Consider the following 13,947-nt stretch of genomic DNA (forward strand, 5'->3'; position numbering starts at 1 on the left):
ATCATTAATGAATTGGGGAGAACTGAACTATGAGAATCGATGTTTGGTCGGATTTTGGATGTCCCTTTTGCGTCATTGGCAAGAGAAAGCTGGAGAACGCTCTTGGCATGTTTGCAATGAGGGATAAAGTAGAAGTTGTATACCGGAGTTATCAGCTTGATCCACATGCTCAGAATAGAACGCTGACTGCCGAGCAGCTTGCCCGAGAAAAGGGAATGACCGTCGAGAACTTGAAAATCAAGCAAGCACAAGTAGCTGAAATGATTAAACGTGAAGCTGGACTGGATGTCAGCTATGATACCGTTATTATCGCCAACACCTTCGACGGTCATCGGTTGGTTCATTTCGGGGCTGAAGCTGGAAAGGGAGCTGAGCTAACTGAACGCCTTATTCGCGCGTATCTATCACAATCAATGAATATTGCTGACCGCAATGTACTTGCTTCCATCGGCAGTGAGGCGGGGCTTCATGAAGAGGGAATTGCGGAAATGCTTGAATCTGATGCCTATAAAGATGCAGTGAAAGCGGACTTTGCAGAGGCGAAAATGCTGAAAATTACAAGCGTACCTACCTTTGTATTTAATAACAATTACGCTATCTCAGGCGCTCAGTCGGAGGAAGTGTTTTTGAATGCTCTGAATTCGGTCTGGGAGGAAGAAAACAAGCTTCAGAGCCTGAAGTTGGAGGGGCAGTCACAAGGTGATGATAGCTGCGCTGACGGGACCTGCAATGTGATGAAGTAGGCATCATTGTTATGAGAGTGCAGCAGCATTGAATCTTACTTCAATTGAGCTATAATAAATGGACGGCATTAGATTAATAAACAAGTAAGGAGTGTCTTCCACTTATGAAAAATGACTTTACTATAATAAATCCGAATATCAATGGCGATTACACGGTCAGTGTTGCTAAGGATGAAGAAGCAGCTGAAGTGATGTCTTTGCTGCTGGAAACAGCAAAGTGGCTGCAAAGTATAGGATCTCAGCAGTGGAGCGGGCTGCTGCATGGGAATGACTCTCATGATACGGTAGGTTCAATCAAACAAGAAGAAGTGTTTGTGTGCAAGCATAACAATGAGATTGTGGGTGTTGTCATACTGAAACGTCAGCCTAGCGCTTGGGATTCTGAGCTATGGGGAAGTAAAGCTTATGCAGATGATGGAGCCGTTTACTTGCATCGATTGACGATTAGCCGGAAGCAGGCAAATGCAGGACTGGGAGCTGCTCTGCTCAATTGGTGCGATTCAGCTGTAAGCTTCAAGGAGAAAAAGGTGATGCGCTTAGACTGTATCGCCAGCAATCCTAAATTATTTGCCTTTTATGAAGGTAACGGGTATGAATACATGGGGCAAGAAGGTGACTTCAAGCTATTCCAGAAGGGCTTGTTGAATTCCTAAACGATTGAATGGCAGCCGGTAATGGCTGTCATTTTTTTGTTAGGCTGCGAGGCGGATAGCTGGAGTGATAAAATAGAATGGACTCCTTGGGATATAGTGGTATAATCTCTATAGGGAACATTTGTTCCTGTGTCCGGAATTTTATGAAGGAGATGTTCACTATGTTTAAAAAGTTGGAATGCGTATGTATCCATACTAATGAACTTGAAAAATCCCTTTCATTCTATACCTCTGTAGGTTTAACTGAAAACTGGAAGATCGAACGGGAATTAGAGAATGGCATAACCTGGACCGTAATCGGTTTAAAATTTCCTCTGAAGGACAGCTCCGAGCTTGTACTAAGCAATCATCCCGAAATTAATTTTACAGAAGTCGAGATCTATGTTGAAGATGTTCGACAAGCCTACAATGAACTTCGTAAAAATGGAGAGATTCAATGGATTAAGACTCCCTTTGCAACCGAAACTGGGCATATTGCGGTTATGGAAGCTCCTGATAAAAATGTGTTTGTACTGGTTGGAAAATAAAAGGGGAGGCCGGAAAACCCGGCTTCCTTTTTTTATGGATAGAAGATTGATACACCTTTAAAATGTGCCTCGATCTGCTGTTGCAATGGAAATGAAACCACGCATGTATGCTTCCAGATCATCTGCATCATGAGAGCAAAGTACAATATTGTTGGCAATTCGGACATCAATGACATCCACGACAGCTAATTCCCCTCGTTTGATAAATGGGCTAGCCACAAGAGAAGATACAAAGCTGACGCCATAACCGGCGACCACGGCCTGTATAATTTCATTAATGCCATTAAATTGTAGTTCGATTGATGGCGGGCTGACATTTTGAACGCTGCATACCTCAAGAAGCTTCTTACGAGTTGCACTGCCTTCCTCCCGCATAATGAAGGGCTCTTTCACCATATCTTCCAAAGAAATTTGCCTGTTCGCGTACTTGTGATTTGGCGCAGCCACAAACTTGAATTCATTTTGACATATATCTCTAAAATGCAGCTGATTTGCTATCTGATTAGTAATCTCGCTGCTTCCAAAGATTGCGATATCCGACTCGTAATTCATTAATTTATCAAAGGCAGCTTGTGAATTCACGGTCGTAATTTCAACATCAACTTTCGGGTATCTTTGCTTGAATAGGGAAGCCCACTTGGGAATTAGAAAGCTCGTGGCCAAGTAATTTCCAGAGATCCGAAGTTTTCCTTGCGGATGATGATGATAATCTTCAATCATGCTTCCAATTTGCTCTTCAAGGATAAATAGCTTTTCGGTCGGCTTCAACAGTTTTTGACCAAAGGGGGTCAGAACCAGTCTTCTTCCTTTTTTCTCGAATAATAGGATGTTGTATTGCTTTTCAAAGCTCCGAATTTGAGCAGAGATGGCGGGCTGACTAATATTCAGTCTCTTTGAGGCCTCCGTGACGCTGCCGGTCAGGGCAACGTTATAAAATAACATTAATGCATGCAGATTGATCGTCAATTCAATCACCTTCTATATACTTTGTTTATGTGAAATAGAAAACTTATATTTTTATTTTATATATTAAGGACGTATACTTCAAATACATCAAAAAAGGAGGACAACAGCATGACGACAACTACGATTTATTTCGTTAGACATGGCCAGACTCAGTGGAACTTGGAACATAAAATGCAGGGCCACATGGACTCACCATTAACGCATGAAGGCAGGCGGCAGGCAGCCCGATTGGCGGATCGATTACACAATGTCAAATTCGATGCGATTTATGCGAGCCCAAGTCCAAGAGCATTGACGACGGCTCAGATCATTTCTGGAAGTACAGCAGAGAACATCGTGAAATTAGATGAACTAAAGGAAATTCACATGGGCCATTGGGAAGGACAACACGTGCCGGCCATACAAGATGAATATGCCGAGGAGTGGGAGCACTTTTTTAAACAACCGCATTTATACCGTCCTTCAGGGCAAGGGGAGACCTATGCGGAGCTGCTGAATCGTGGGGTAGTGGCAGTGGAAAAAATTCTGCAGGACTGCAAGGGTAAAAATGTTCTTGTTGTAAGCCACCGAATGACGTTAAAGACGCTAATGAATCACTATTCTGGTATGCAATTGAGTGATATGGGGAATTTGCCCGACGTTCCTTCAGCTAGCCTGAGCAAAATCGTATTTCATCATTCTGAGCCAACAATTGAGCTCTACGGGGACAGCTCTCATTATTGAGTTGTAATATGGACTTTATTAGGGCAGTGGAGACACTGTCCTTTTTCATGATTTATAAATGAATGGGCATTCGAATCGTCAGCCTGAATATTGCTCTGTCGATAGAATTGAATTACGATGAAAATAGTTTACTAACCATGCAAACATTCAGAGGAGTGTAGTCTAATCCATGAAAACAATAGGTTTAATCGGTGGAATGAGCTGGGAGTCATCGTTGCTTTATTATCAAATTATCAATCAGCGTGTGAAAGAAAAGCTGGGAGGACATCATTCCGCAAAGAGTCTGATGTATTCAGTAGATTTCGACGAAATCAAAACGCTTCAGCATCAAGGGAAATGGGATGAAGCGACAGAAATGATGATTGCTTCTGCACGCAAGCTGCAAAATGGCGGGGCTGATTTCATCATTATCTGTACCAATACGATGCACAAGATGGCAAAAGAAGTGGAGGAATCGATCCAGATTCCGTTGCTTCATATTGCTGATCCAACAGCAAATGCTATTGTGAAGGATGGAATTAGAAAAGTTGCGCTACTGGGAACTGCTTTTACGATGGAGCAAGATTTTTACAAGGGCAGACTTGTTGAAAGGTTTGGTCTTGAGGTTATAGTTCCTGATGAAACGAATCGAATGATCATCCATGACATTATCTATAAAGAGCTTTGTCTGGGTACAATTCATGATGAATCTAGACAGTCTTATTTAAAAATCATCCATAAGCTTAGTCAGCAGGGAGCAGAGGCCATTATTCTCGGATGCACCGAGATAACCTTACTCATCTCACAAGAAAATTGCGATATTCCTCTGTATGATACAACCAGGCTTCATGCTGAATCTGCTGTTGACCTCGCACTGGAGGGCCATAAAACTCCCTTAATTTGACGTGCTGCTAATCTTAAGTTGAAGCCTTCAGGAATACTTATTCATCATTGCAAGTAAATAACTTCTAAATTCCTTAACAAATGATTTAGGTTCTATGATTTCTAAATGGGTGCCGAAGCTTGCTAGAAATTGAAACCCAATACTGTTCTGAGGAATATGAAAAGCGGCTAAGAAATAGTCAGAGCTATAGTGTTCAATACTCTTTCGGCCATACCTTTCAATAAATTGATCTTTAATATTTGGGGAAATCAACGCTTTAACCGCAATTAATTGTGGCTGATATTTGGTTTTATCTTGTTCTAATACAAAATCTCTGGGTTGGAATGTAGTGCCATCCGTACTGAGATTATCGACCCTAGATAATTTGAATGTCCGATATCCCTGACGATCTAAACAGTATCCCCTTAAATACCAGCTTGCTTCGCTAAAATGAAGCAGATAGGGCTCAACCATTCTAGTGGTTTTCAAACCATCTTTATCAATATAATCAAATGAAATGATCTTGTTCTCTGATATTGATTGCTGGCACGACTTTAAGGTTTGAAGAATCTCGGACCGGCCTTCCCAATCATAAAATGACAGTTGAATGGAACCTTTTCTAGATGACGGGTTGACCATTGCTTCCATTTTTCTAATCGTTAATGCAACCTCTTCGCTAATCAGAATTTTTTCCAATCCGCCGAGTGCAATCAATATATTTTCCAGATCGGAGCTGTTTAAAAGACGCTTATCAACCTTGTATTCCTCCATAATACCGTATCCGCCATATACTCCATGAACCGAATAGATTGGAATGTTGGATAAACTCAGCGTTTCCATATCCCGAAGAATCGTTCTTTTGGATACGTTAAATAATTGTGTGAATTCTTTTGTAGAAACGAGATCTTTTTTGCAGCAATATCATAATAATTGAGATTAATCTCTCCACTTTTTCCATCGTCATCACTCTTTCTTGCTTATTTATAAATGGTGACAGATAGTTGTCACCACTCCTATATTATACTTCCTTTATAACAAAAAGGAGGAATTACTCGATGTCAGCAATTGTATATTTAAACTTTAATGGTGAGGCCGAACAAGCGATTGATTTTTATGCGGAGGCTTTAAGCGCGAAGGAAGTCAAAAAAGTTAAATTCAATGATATCCCGCAAGATCCAAATTATCCATTGCCGGAAAATGAATTAAATATGATCATGGAATCTTCAATCGTATTTGCAGGCGGGAAAATCATGATGTCCGATATTTTGCCTTCCATGACGGCGGTTACAGGGGAAGTCGTGAAAGGAAACAATGTCATGATCAGTGTAATTAATGAAGATAAACAAACGTTAGAACAATACTTTAGCCAGTTGTCCGTCGGTGGCCATGTTGTGATGCCGTTGTCGGAGGTACCTTGGTCATCGTGCTTTGGAATGCTAGTGGATAAGTACGGGGTATCCTGGAAATTTAACAGTGACGCTGACAAGTTTCTTGATCATGTCATTTCAAATAAACGTTAATACTTTCCACAAAAATTTTATTTCTCCCATAAAAAGGTAATGAAAATAAGCTCCGAATCGGCTTGAATGGAAAACCCATTTACCGATTGGGAGCTGTTGTGCATAGATCGCATACACAATAAAGGGTCATCCAATAAAGGATGGCCCTTTGCTTACCTTAAAGATAATTGAAAGTAGCAAGTACTTTCTCATAGATATCGATTTGATTTTTGTGATTGTCAAAGCCACTGCTTATTTTATTAAAACCATGTTTATTCCAAAATGAAGCCCCTTTAATGTTTCCAAATTGAACACATAATCTGACTTTATCTATATTGTGTTCTTTTAGTTTTTCTTCCAATAATTCTATTGCAATCGTCCCGATCCCATTTCTTTCATGCTCATTATGGATTATTAATAGTCCAATCCAAGTGCAATTATCATGTGGATTTTGAGGGAGATACGTAACTAAGCCAACACATTCGGCATCCTTCTTTAAATGAAACATTTTTTCGCCATATTCAACATTTCTGTTGTTCTCTTCAATGATATCTTCATCAGTTAGTGATTCCTTCCCAACTACTAAATTGTTGAACAACGGCTGTGAATTCATAATCGTTTTTTGAATCTCCAAGTTTTCACTGTTTAAAGGGTCACTTACTGGAATTAAGTTAATCAAGTAGTACACCTTCCTTATCGACTTGTTTCGTAATAGCGTTGTTGCAGTCATATATCAAATGAATTCACTTTAACACATCCCACCTTGCCCACATTTCAGGTGGATTTAACTCATAGATTTGATTTTCTCGAAACATGAATTGGTGCATAATAAATTCTCTGCGTATGGTTGCGAAATCATCGTGATAATTCATAATAAACGCATTGATTTCCTTTTCACTGTATTTATGTCCTTTATCTAACCGAGAAACAAGGTTTTCTAATACGATTAACTTTTTCTTGAGTTGGACAGGGATACTCCTGATTTTTCCATTTGATGTGAAGAAGTTTTTAATAACTGATTCTTTAAGTCGCTTGTTCTTATCATCCATTTCCTCTGCACCCCCTAAAATATTCGCGTTTTTGTAGATTAAATCCACAGAAACAGTAGCATTATTTTTTATGAAGTAGTGATTTAAAGAAAAAAAGATCGTATTTTTATCTCTTCTCTCATTAATTAAGCTCGCCTCACGCAATTTAGTGGCGTGATGTGTGATCGTAGCGGGGGTGACACCTAGTTTTTCTGCTAAAACCTGACCATTACGTTCTCCTTCTGCAAGCAATATTAGAATCTTTATTCTTGTTGGGTCTGCAAGCGCTTTATGATAATTGACGACTTTATCCAGTTGCATTGGTTGTTCTCACCGCCAAATTCAGTTTAATGGACATCTAATTTAACAAATATCTAATTAGATGATATTCTAATCTTATGTAAAAATCAACCAATACCTATATGCGCTGCGGTTTTTTGTAATACGGCACTGCTTATTATTTGTATAGTTAGTTCAGGAAGAGGGCAACACGGATATTATGAAAGGAGAGAATGCTACATGGGATCATCCGAGGAATTTATTGATTTTACGGAAGCAGCTAAATGGGAATCGTGGCTCGCGAGTCATTACGATCGACAAGATGAGATATGGCTTAGAATAGCTAAGAAGAATACAGGCATCCAATCCATCACCATTCCAGAAGCGCTCGATGTCGCTTTATGTTATGGGTGGATCGATAGTCACCGTAAAGGATTTAACGAGGCGTATTATTTACAGCGTTATTCGCCTAGGCGCTCGAAAAGTCCTTGGTCAATGGTCAACGTGCGAAAAGCAGAGGAGTTAATGGAGACCGGACGAATGAAAGCACCCGGTTATGCTGAGATTCGCCGGGCGCAGGAGGATGGAAGATGGGGTGCAGCCTATGAATCACAAAAAAGCGCGACAATCCCAGCAGATCTCCAAGCTGCGTTAGATAAGCATGAACATGCTCAAAAAGCGTTCAGTCAGCTCGATAAGACTTCTCAATATGCGATACTCCTGCCGCTTTTAAAGGCAACATCAGCAAAAAGTAGAGCTGCTCAGCTGCAAAAAGCAATTGCGAAATTGGAAGTTAACTGATGAGCAAACTGTTGCGGTATGCTGGCCAGGTTGTTATTCGAATGTCTGGAGGCCCAGCTCTTTCTTGTATTGCAATGGAGTTTTACCAAGTACACATTTGAAGTCCGTAATAAAATGCTGCTGGCTGCTGTATCCAAGATCATAGGCCATGTCCGCCCAATTAGGATGTTCGCATTCACGAATTAATTTTGCCGCATCCAACAGTTTATTCCTCTTTAGCTGCCACTTAATGCCCGTTCCAATATATTCTTGGAATAACTGTTGGAGCCATCTCTCGCTTTTGCCAATCCACTGAGCAACATCCCCGACAGTCTGCAACCGATCCGTCTCAATCGCAACTATGATTCTGTTAATGATCTCGATGTTAGGGTCATATTGGGGGTTTTGTGTGTGCAGCATTTCGGCAAGAGCACCGACGGCAGCATCGTCCTGTAAGGATAGCGTATTTTCAATAAAAGGCGGCCCAGCCTCGGCAAACACTTGCTCTAATGCAATCGTCTCGTTGTGTAAGCCTGTCATCGATTTTCGCCAAAAAGCGTGGAACGCACCTGGCTTAAATCGAGCGCCGATAATTCTGCCAGTATTGGCAGCCTCGTAATCCCTTTTATCTCGGAACGTACACTGGATACCTGATTCATGTGCAGACAGAAATATATCGACATAGGGGCGGTGCATAACTTGCTCCGAAATGTAGGACTGACCAGTCGTATTATTCCAGCGTATGGTCCAAAAATGATTGATAAATGGTGTTAAATCAGCCGGAGGCACGTAGGTTTGAAAGATAATCTTCTCTTCGAAGCCGGCAGGATCCAGTTTACCTCCCGTTTTATAAATATCTGCGGATTTCTGTAATACGATCATGATCAACATCCCTTATCATTGAAATAGAAAGTATATACCAATTGACCGAAAAGGAGTTTATAATAATGACAAATACATCCAAATTACGTGGAATGGCAAATGTTAGTTTCTGGGCAGAGGATCTCAAAACTGCAAAAGAGTGGTATACGAAGCTCTTGGGCGTGGAACCGTATTTTCAAAGTCCTAATCCCGAGAATCCTGCTTACCTTGAATATCGGATAGGCGACTTCCAGAACGAACTTGGCATCATAGATAAGAAATATGCGCCGGAGGCAGCTAACTTGACAGGGAGTGGGGGAGCGACGCTCTACTGGCATGTAGATGATATTGATGGAATGCTGGAAGAGTTAAAAGAACTGGGAGCTTCTGAATATGAACCCCGTATAGAGCGTGGCGTTAACTGGATCACCGCATCGGTCGTAGATCCTTTTGGAAACATTATTGGCTTGATCCACAGCCCGCATTATAAAGAAATATGGCAGTCTATTCATCAATCTTAATACACAAACGATACCTAATTTTACCTTATTGCATGTATTTTTCACAAGATGCAGGATAATTAGAACTAGAACTGGGGAAAAAGCGATGAGTAACGTAATATGGGAAAACCCATCAAGTATGATAACAGAGAGTATGATTAAAGAGGTTGAACACACACTGGGCATAAAGTTACCAGAAGATTTCGTGAAGATTATTATAGAGCATAATGGTGCGGGACCAGTTCCAGCAGTTTTTAAAGTAAAGAACACGAGCAAAATATTCGGATATCTTTATTCCTTTCATGCGGGCGACTCCAATTTTATACTTGAAGTCTACCAAGCAATAAAGTGCATGCTTCCTGAAAAAGTTATTGCCATAGCAGACACAGCTGGTGGAGATTTTATTTGCTACGATTTCTCAGAGACAGATCCTGCCCTATTATATGCAGAAATGGATGCACTGATTTCAGAGGATGATCTTTCGGATGAGGAACTGGAACAACCGGAGTTAGTTGACCGATTGAAACGGGAAGGAATACATCCTCTTGCAGCAACTATTTCAGAACTGATTAACAGACTTTATGCATCTGAAGATTAGTAGGAAAAGCTGCCGTTACGGCAGCTATTGCATGAGAAAGACAAGCTAGCTCAAAGTACACGCCAAGACTTTGTCTCCAAAAGCTTTAATATCCTCTAAGTAGTCGTAACCGGATAGGTTTGATCCCAATTGATTATACATTCTAACGGCTACTAGCCGATGTTCGGGAATAACCAGACATGCACATCCTGTTTTACCAAGTATTTGGTATGACCCACTTGGCAATGTGTTGCCCATTTCTGAAATAGCTCTAGGCTTATCTTGAACCCACCAATAGAAACCGTTCCTCGGTAATGCATCATCAAGACTTGCGGGGCTCTGATTAGTTGCAGCTTGTTCTAAAACTTCTTTTGGAACAAGCTGTCTTCCATTGATGAATCCGCGGTTCAGGTGAAAGTAACCCCACAATGCTAATTCATGAGCACTTACAAAAAGATTCGTTTCTGCACCTTGCTCCCCAGCATACTCCTCATTTAACCATACCAAATTCTCTTCTTTATTCTTGCACCAGCTTGTTTCTTTGAAATTACATGGTTTGAAAACATATTGTTTCATAACTTCGGAAAGAGGTGCATCAAATATCTTGCGTATTAATCGTATAAGCATATTAGTGCCTACATTATTATACTTCCAACCTGTTCCCGGCTGGAAAAGCTTTTCATGATCATTTTTAAGTCCATGAGTGTGAGTCAATAAATGTCTGATTTTAACCCCTTTGACAGCATCCAGGTTTAAATCATCCAAGTAATCGGAAATATAATCGTCCATTCTGGAAAGCTTATTTTGATATAATGCCAGACTAATAGTAAATCCAATGTATGATTTTCGTACAGAAGCGACATTAAAACGAGTTGAAGGTTTTACTGGTTGTATCTTTGAATTAGATACATAAGAGCCAAAATAGTTTTCAGATACGATCGTGTCATGATGAATAATGAATGTAGCGGCTGCTGAACATGAAATCTGGTCTTTTATTTTAACTACATACTCATTAAGTTCACTGTATTTATTGCTATTTGTCTTTTCCGATCGTACCAACATTATTTCAGTTCACCCCTGATTTATATATCGATTATTATCTGCGAAAATGATATCATTTTCTGGAAGAACTGGACAAACAGCGAAAACGGGCGTTCGTTTATTGTTGGAAGGCATGGATTGTTGGCAGAAGATGCTTTCAAGACGTTTTCAAAAATAAGGTTCTATCTCATTCTCTCTTTTACGTTCGTATTCGTACATTTACAATCTTCACCTATGCAATAAATTAGGGAGTGATTCATTCCGTGTCAAACAGAATAATAATTGTTGACGGTATGCCAGGTTCGGGTAAGTCAACAACAGCGGAGTTCATTGCAGGAAAACTAAACGCCATGAATATTGACCATATACTTTTTCTTGAGACAAGCCCCGATAATCCTTTATTTATAAATACTCCAGCTATCGACTCGTTAAGTACGGATGAACAGGCCGATGAATTTACGACTAAGGTTACGACTCTTTATGCCGATTTTATTGAGAGGTATAAAGAACAGCAAACTGTAGTCATCATAGAGAGTCTGATCTATCAAGGTATTCTAAGTGTCGCACTTTTCAAAGGGATGCAAGAAAACAAAGTTAAGACACTAGTAAAACGTATCATAGAGATTTTGAAAGAGGGCATGAGCCCAGAAGTTATTTTTTACTTTCAGGTTGATGCCGAGCACAATTGGAGAAGAATATGTGAGTTTCGTGGACCGGAGTTTGCGAAAAATTGTGGTTTACATACCGATGAAGATTTTAAAAGAGCTGCTCAAGGCTGGTCTTATACCCAAGATATTTTTTGTGAATTACTAAATGAATGGAATATCCCTTCAAAAATAATTAGAAATTCCGATTATTCTTGGGATGAATATAACAAAGAGATATGTGAATTTTTGCAGATTGATTAAAGAGCGAGGAAGTGCTGTGTAATGATTCTTAAATGTATGTTTTGTAAAAAAGAGCGTTCAATCGAGAGTGAAGTCCAATATAGAGCGTATAAAGACAATCCCGCAAAGAAGTATATTTGTAAGGAGTGTAACGATTCCATACAAAATGATGCAAGAAAGAACGTCGATTTTAGTCCAGAGCTAATCGACCCGTATAAAATTGATAAATTAATCCCTTAAACCTTATACAAATAAGCTTCGAGAATTGAAGCTATAACTAAACAAGGTGGTGATCCCCTTAATTAACTTAAGAGATTTAAGCGATTTTAGCGAAGTGAAATCCCTGTTGTCTGAATGTATGTGGACAGACGAAGAGAGGGTTCATGCCGAGTTAATTAAGTATCTAGAAGATGACACTAGAGAACTTTATGGCAGGTTCTTAAATGATCAGCTAGTGGGATTAATTGGGATCGTATATGACTCAATTGGCGAGGTGGAGTTAAAGCATATTGCCATAAAGTCAGATTATCGCGGCAAAGGCCTTGGAAGACAGTTCATACATGACTATATGAAAGTCAAAGAAATAGTAAAAATGAAAGCTGAAACGGATAAAGATGCGGTGGGCTTCTACACGAAGCTTGGGTTCTCGATAATGAGCTTAGGGGAAAAATACCCTGGTGTAGAACGCTTTGAATGTACGTTATTGCGACATAAAGAATCTAGCTAAAAAGATGATTTAGAAACAAAGGCAGCCGGCCATGACGACCGGTTGCCTTTATTTTATTTAATGGTCTTCATTTTCTTTCCCAATGTCATATGGATCTGAGCCTTATGTTAAGCTATTCCTACTCATTGCTTCAAGAAAGGGAGGATTACGATGGATATGACGAGTCAAATTACGCATGATTTTAAAAGAAATCAGGATGTACTTGCGGCCATCGGAAATGAGACACGCCAATCGATATTGATTGCTCTGGCTCAGGGCGCGCAGAGCTTAGGCATGCGAGTAGGGGAAATTGAACGGCTCACCCATTTGTCTCGTCCTGCTATATCTCATCATCTTAGAGTACTAAAGGATGCCGGCATCGTTAGTGTTCATAGGGAAGGGACAAAAAACTATTATCGACTAAATGCTAAAAACGCAATGCTGGATTTACGAGGCCTGATTGATCAGGTCTTGCTGCTATGCGATTAAAAAAATGGATGAATCCTAAGTTCAAAGCAGAATACAAATGAGTCCGTTCATTGAGATTGTTAATGGCGTTAAAATTCCTCGAGTGGGGTTTGGTGTTTACAAAATCAACAAGATAAGAACTTTGAAAAAACCATTAATGAAGCGATTCAAGGGGGATATCGTCATTTTGATACGGCACGTATTTACGGCAATGAAGAAGCATTGGGCAGTGTAATACGAAATAGTGGAATTGCTAGAGAAGATTTTTTTTCTAACCTCTAAAGTGTGGACAACCGATTTGGGGTACTAAGAGACATTACGGGTATTTGAGAAGAGCTGCAGAAAACTGAATACGACCTATCTTGATATGTATTTGATTCATTTTGCCGGTCCCCGTTTTGTCGAATCTTGGAAGGCACTAGAGAAATTATATACGGAAGACAAAATAAAAGTGATTGGTGTAGCCAACTTTGAGATCGATCATTTCGAGCAGCAAAAAATTATGCCGATGATTAATCAAATTGAGACACATCCCCGATTTCAACAGCAAAAGCTGCGTGAATATATGTCGCAAGCCGCCATCGGAAGACGGTTGGACAAATTATTTTACGCTGGCACTTACATCGCGACACCATCGTCATACCGAAGTCCTCGAATCCTCGCCGGATCAAGGAAAATATTGCTGTGTTTGATTTCAATTTGAGCGAACAGGAGATGGAGCAAATTGCTGCATTAGACACCGGAAAAAGATATGCTGTAAATCCGATGGGGTTTCAGATCAATCCAATTTATATAGGACTAACGAAACTCTTTTTAAAGCAATAGGATGCTAAGGCTACTCTAGGCT

20 protein-coding genes and 2 pseudogenes are annotated in these 13,947 nt (G+C 40.1%); 16 read left to right on the top strand and 6 right to left on the bottom strand.

Translation table 11 applies throughout. The annotated features are described in order from the left end of the window. The first annotated feature begins 29 nt into the window (after positions 1-29). The 3 genes from TY10_RS04980 to TY10_RS04990 all read left to right on the top strand — a co-directional run bounded on the left by TY10_RS04980 (position 30) and on the right by TY10_RS04990 (position 1,923). Entirely contained in the window at positions 30-743 is a 714-nt protein-coding gene (locus TY10_RS04980) for a DsbA family oxidoreductase (RefSeq protein ID WP_042161185.1), read from the top strand. Positions 744-847: 104 nt separating this feature from the next. Further along, positions 848-1,396, top strand: a complete 549-nt coding sequence (locus TY10_RS04985; RefSeq protein WP_052350372.1) for a GNAT family N-acetyltransferase — start codon at positions 848-850, stop codon at positions 1,394-1,396. A gap of 161 nt (positions 1,397-1,557) precedes the next feature. Further along, positions 1,558-1,923 (top strand): VOC family protein, encoded by a 366-nt coding sequence (locus TY10_RS04990; protein ID WP_042161187.1) that lies wholly within the window; start codon positions 1,558-1,560, stop codon positions 1,921-1,923. A gap of 57 nt (positions 1,924-1,980) precedes the next feature. Here TY10_RS04990 and TY10_RS04995 read toward each other — a convergent pair whose 3' ends face one another. Then, positions 1,981-2,889, bottom strand: coding sequence for a LysR family transcriptional regulator (locus TY10_RS04995; protein WP_238327441.1), 909 nt, complete (start codon positions 2,887-2,889; stop codon positions 1,981-1,983). 108 nt (positions 2,890-2,997) lie between these two features. On the opposite strand from TY10_RS04995, the gene TY10_RS05000 reads away from it, so the two are divergent. Continuing rightward, entirely contained in the window at positions 2,998-3,612 is a 615-nt protein-coding gene (locus tag TY10_RS05000; protein ID WP_042161189.1) for a histidine phosphatase family protein, read from the top strand. Positions 3,613-3,781: 169 nt separating this feature from the next. Further along, positions 3,782-4,495 carry an aspartate/glutamate racemase family protein gene (locus TY10_RS05005; RefSeq protein ID WP_042161195.1) on the top strand — a complete coding sequence of 238 codons (714 nt, stop codon included), beginning with the start codon at positions 3,782-3,784 and terminating at the stop codon, positions 4,493-4,495. A gap of 27 nt (positions 4,496-4,522) precedes the next feature. Here the strand turns inward: TY10_RS05005 and TY10_RS05010 are convergent. Then, positions 4,523-5,432, bottom strand: a pseudogene (locus TY10_RS05010) (helix-turn-helix transcriptional regulator). A 97-nt stretch (positions 5,433-5,529) separates the two neighbouring features. On the opposite strand from TY10_RS05010, the gene TY10_RS05015 reads away from it, so the two are divergent. Further along, a complete protein-coding gene (locus tag TY10_RS05015) occupies positions 5,530-5,994 on the top strand; it encodes a VOC family protein (RefSeq protein ID WP_042161198.1) in 465 nt (154 codons plus the stop codon). A 157-nt stretch (positions 5,995-6,151) separates the two neighbouring features. Here the strand turns inward: TY10_RS05015 and TY10_RS05020 are convergent, their stop codons facing one another. Both TY10_RS05020 and TY10_RS05025 read right to left on the bottom strand, forming a co-directional pair. Further along, positions 6,152-6,652, bottom strand: coding sequence for a GNAT family N-acetyltransferase (locus TY10_RS05020; RefSeq protein ID WP_042161200.1), 501 nt, complete (start codon positions 6,650-6,652; stop codon positions 6,152-6,154). Between the two features lie 64 nt (positions 6,653-6,716). After that, positions 6,717-7,322 carry a DUF2087 domain-containing protein gene (locus TY10_RS05025; RefSeq protein ID WP_042161202.1) on the bottom strand — a complete coding sequence of 202 codons (606 nt, stop codon included), beginning with the start codon at positions 7,320-7,322 and terminating at the stop codon, positions 6,717-6,719. A gap of 198 nt (positions 7,323-7,520) precedes the next feature. Here TY10_RS05025 and TY10_RS05030 point away from each other — a divergent pair, with 198 nt between their 5' ends. Further along, entirely contained in the window at positions 7,521-8,081 is a 561-nt protein-coding gene (locus TY10_RS05030) for a YdeI/OmpD-associated family protein (protein WP_042161206.1), read from the top strand. Positions 8,082-8,114: 33 nt separating this feature from the next. Here TY10_RS05030 and TY10_RS05035 read toward each other — a convergent pair whose 3' ends face one another. Beyond that, complete coding sequence (locus tag TY10_RS05035) at positions 8,115-8,942, bottom strand: helix-turn-helix domain-containing protein (protein WP_238327442.1); 828 nt, start codon at positions 8,940-8,942, stop codon at positions 8,115-8,117. A 65-nt stretch (positions 8,943-9,007) separates the two neighbouring features. Here TY10_RS05035 and TY10_RS05040 point away from each other — a divergent pair, with 65 nt between their 5' ends. Then, positions 9,008-9,442 (top strand): VOC family protein, encoded by a 435-nt coding sequence (locus TY10_RS05040; RefSeq protein WP_042161208.1) that lies wholly within the window; start codon positions 9,008-9,010, stop codon positions 9,440-9,442. A gap of 85 nt (positions 9,443-9,527) precedes the next feature. Then, entirely contained in the window at positions 9,528-10,019 is a 492-nt protein-coding gene (locus TY10_RS05045) for an SMI1/KNR4 family protein (protein ID WP_042161210.1), read from the top strand. A gap of 45 nt (positions 10,020-10,064) precedes the next feature. Here TY10_RS05045 and TY10_RS05050 read toward each other — a convergent pair whose 3' ends face one another. Further along, on the bottom strand, positions 10,065-11,060 hold the full coding sequence (locus TY10_RS05050) for a serine hydrolase domain-containing protein (protein WP_042161212.1): 996 nt from the start codon (positions 11,058-11,060) through the stop codon (positions 10,065-10,067). Positions 11,061-11,302: 242 nt separating this feature from the next. On the opposite strand from TY10_RS05050, the gene TY10_RS05055 reads away from it, so the two are divergent. The 7 genes and pseudogenes from TY10_RS05055 (at position 11,303) to TY10_RS32195 (ending at position 13,925) form a co-directional block, all read left to right on the top strand. Next, positions 11,303-11,947, top strand: coding sequence for a P-loop NTPase family protein (locus TY10_RS05055; RefSeq protein WP_042161214.1), 645 nt, complete (start codon positions 11,303-11,305; stop codon positions 11,945-11,947). A 21-nt stretch (positions 11,948-11,968) separates the two neighbouring features. Continuing rightward, entirely contained in the window at positions 11,969-12,166 is a 198-nt protein-coding gene (locus TY10_RS32455; protein WP_042161216.1) for a DUF2197 domain-containing protein, read from the top strand. A 94-nt stretch (positions 12,167-12,260) separates the two neighbouring features. Then, positions 12,261-12,653: a GNAT family N-acetyltransferase gene (locus tag TY10_RS05065; RefSeq protein WP_238327444.1), complete on the top strand. Its 393-nt coding sequence runs from the start codon at positions 12,261-12,263 to the stop codon at positions 12,651-12,653. A gap of 150 nt (positions 12,654-12,803) precedes the next feature. Beyond that, complete coding sequence (locus tag TY10_RS05070; protein WP_042161219.1) at positions 12,804-13,121, top strand: ArsR/SmtB family transcription factor; 318 nt, start codon at positions 12,804-12,806, stop codon at positions 13,119-13,121. A gap of 144 nt (positions 13,122-13,265) precedes the next feature. Further along, the gene (locus tag TY10_RS32185) at positions 13,266-13,382 is read left to right on the top strand and encodes a hypothetical protein (RefSeq protein ID WP_337588330.1); all 117 of its coding nucleotides are present in this window, start codon (positions 13,266-13,268) and stop codon (positions 13,380-13,382) included. A gap of 52 nt (positions 13,383-13,434) precedes the next feature. Continuing rightward, positions 13,435-13,803: pseudogene (locus TY10_RS32190) on the top strand (aldo/keto reductase); the annotation flags it as partial. Further along, complete coding sequence (locus tag TY10_RS32195; RefSeq protein ID WP_337588331.1) at positions 13,704-13,925, top strand: aldo/keto reductase; 222 nt, start codon at positions 13,704-13,706, stop codon at positions 13,923-13,925. The pseudogene TY10_RS32190 and the gene TY10_RS32195, both read left to right, overlap by 100 nt. Positions 13,926-13,947: the final 22 nt, after the last annotated feature.

Origin of the sequence: Paenibacillus gorillae, assembly GCF_000513275.1 — a bacterium.
Lineage (GTDB): Bacteria > Bacillota > Bacilli > Paenibacillales > Paenibacillaceae > Pristimantibacillus > Pristimantibacillus gorillae.

Bases quoted from the DNA above. Each gene is read 5' to 3' on its own strand.
- TY10_RS04980 (WP_042161185.1), top strand. From the start codon at position 30: ATGAGAATCGATGTTTGGTCGGATTTTGGATGTCCCTTTTGCGTCATT.
- TY10_RS04985 (WP_052350372.1), top strand. From the start codon at position 848: ATGAAAAATGACTTTACTATAATAAATCCGAATATCAATGGCGATTAC.
- TY10_RS04990 (WP_042161187.1), top strand. From the start codon at position 1,558: ATGTTTAAAAAGTTGGAATGCGTATGTATCCATACTAATGAACTTGAA.
- TY10_RS05000 (WP_042161189.1), top strand. From the start codon at position 2,998: ATGACGACAACTACGATTTATTTCGTTAGACATGGCCAGACTCAGTGG.
- TY10_RS05005 (WP_042161195.1), top strand. From the start codon at position 3,782: ATGAAAACAATAGGTTTAATCGGTGGAATGAGCTGGGAGTCATCGTTG.
- TY10_RS05015 (WP_042161198.1), top strand. From the start codon at position 5,530: ATGTCAGCAATTGTATATTTAAACTTTAATGGTGAGGCCGAACAAGCG.
- TY10_RS05025 (WP_042161202.1), bottom strand. From the start codon at position 7,322: ATGCAACTGGATAAAGTCGTCAATTATCATAAAGCGCTTGCAGACCCA.
- TY10_RS05030 (WP_042161206.1), top strand. From the start codon at position 7,521: ATGGGATCATCCGAGGAATTTATTGATTTTACGGAAGCAGCTAAATGG.
- TY10_RS05035 (WP_238327442.1), bottom strand. From the start codon at position 8,942: ATGATCGTATTACAGAAATCCGCAGATATTTATAAAACGGGAGGTAAA.
- TY10_RS05040 (WP_042161208.1), top strand. From the start codon at position 9,008: ATGACAAATACATCCAAATTACGTGGAATGGCAAATGTTAGTTTCTGG.
- TY10_RS05045 (WP_042161210.1), top strand. From the start codon at position 9,528: ATGAGTAACGTAATATGGGAAAACCCATCAAGTATGATAACAGAGAGT.
- TY10_RS05050 (WP_042161212.1), bottom strand. From the start codon at position 11,060: ATGTTGGTACGATCGGAAAAGACAAATAGCAATAAATACAGTGAACTT.
- TY10_RS32455 (WP_042161216.1), top strand. From the start codon at position 11,969: ATGATTCTTAAATGTATGTTTTGTAAAAAAGAGCGTTCAATCGAGAGT.
- TY10_RS05070 (WP_042161219.1), top strand. From the start codon at position 12,804: ATGGATATGACGAGTCAAATTACGCATGATTTTAAAAGAAATCAGGAT.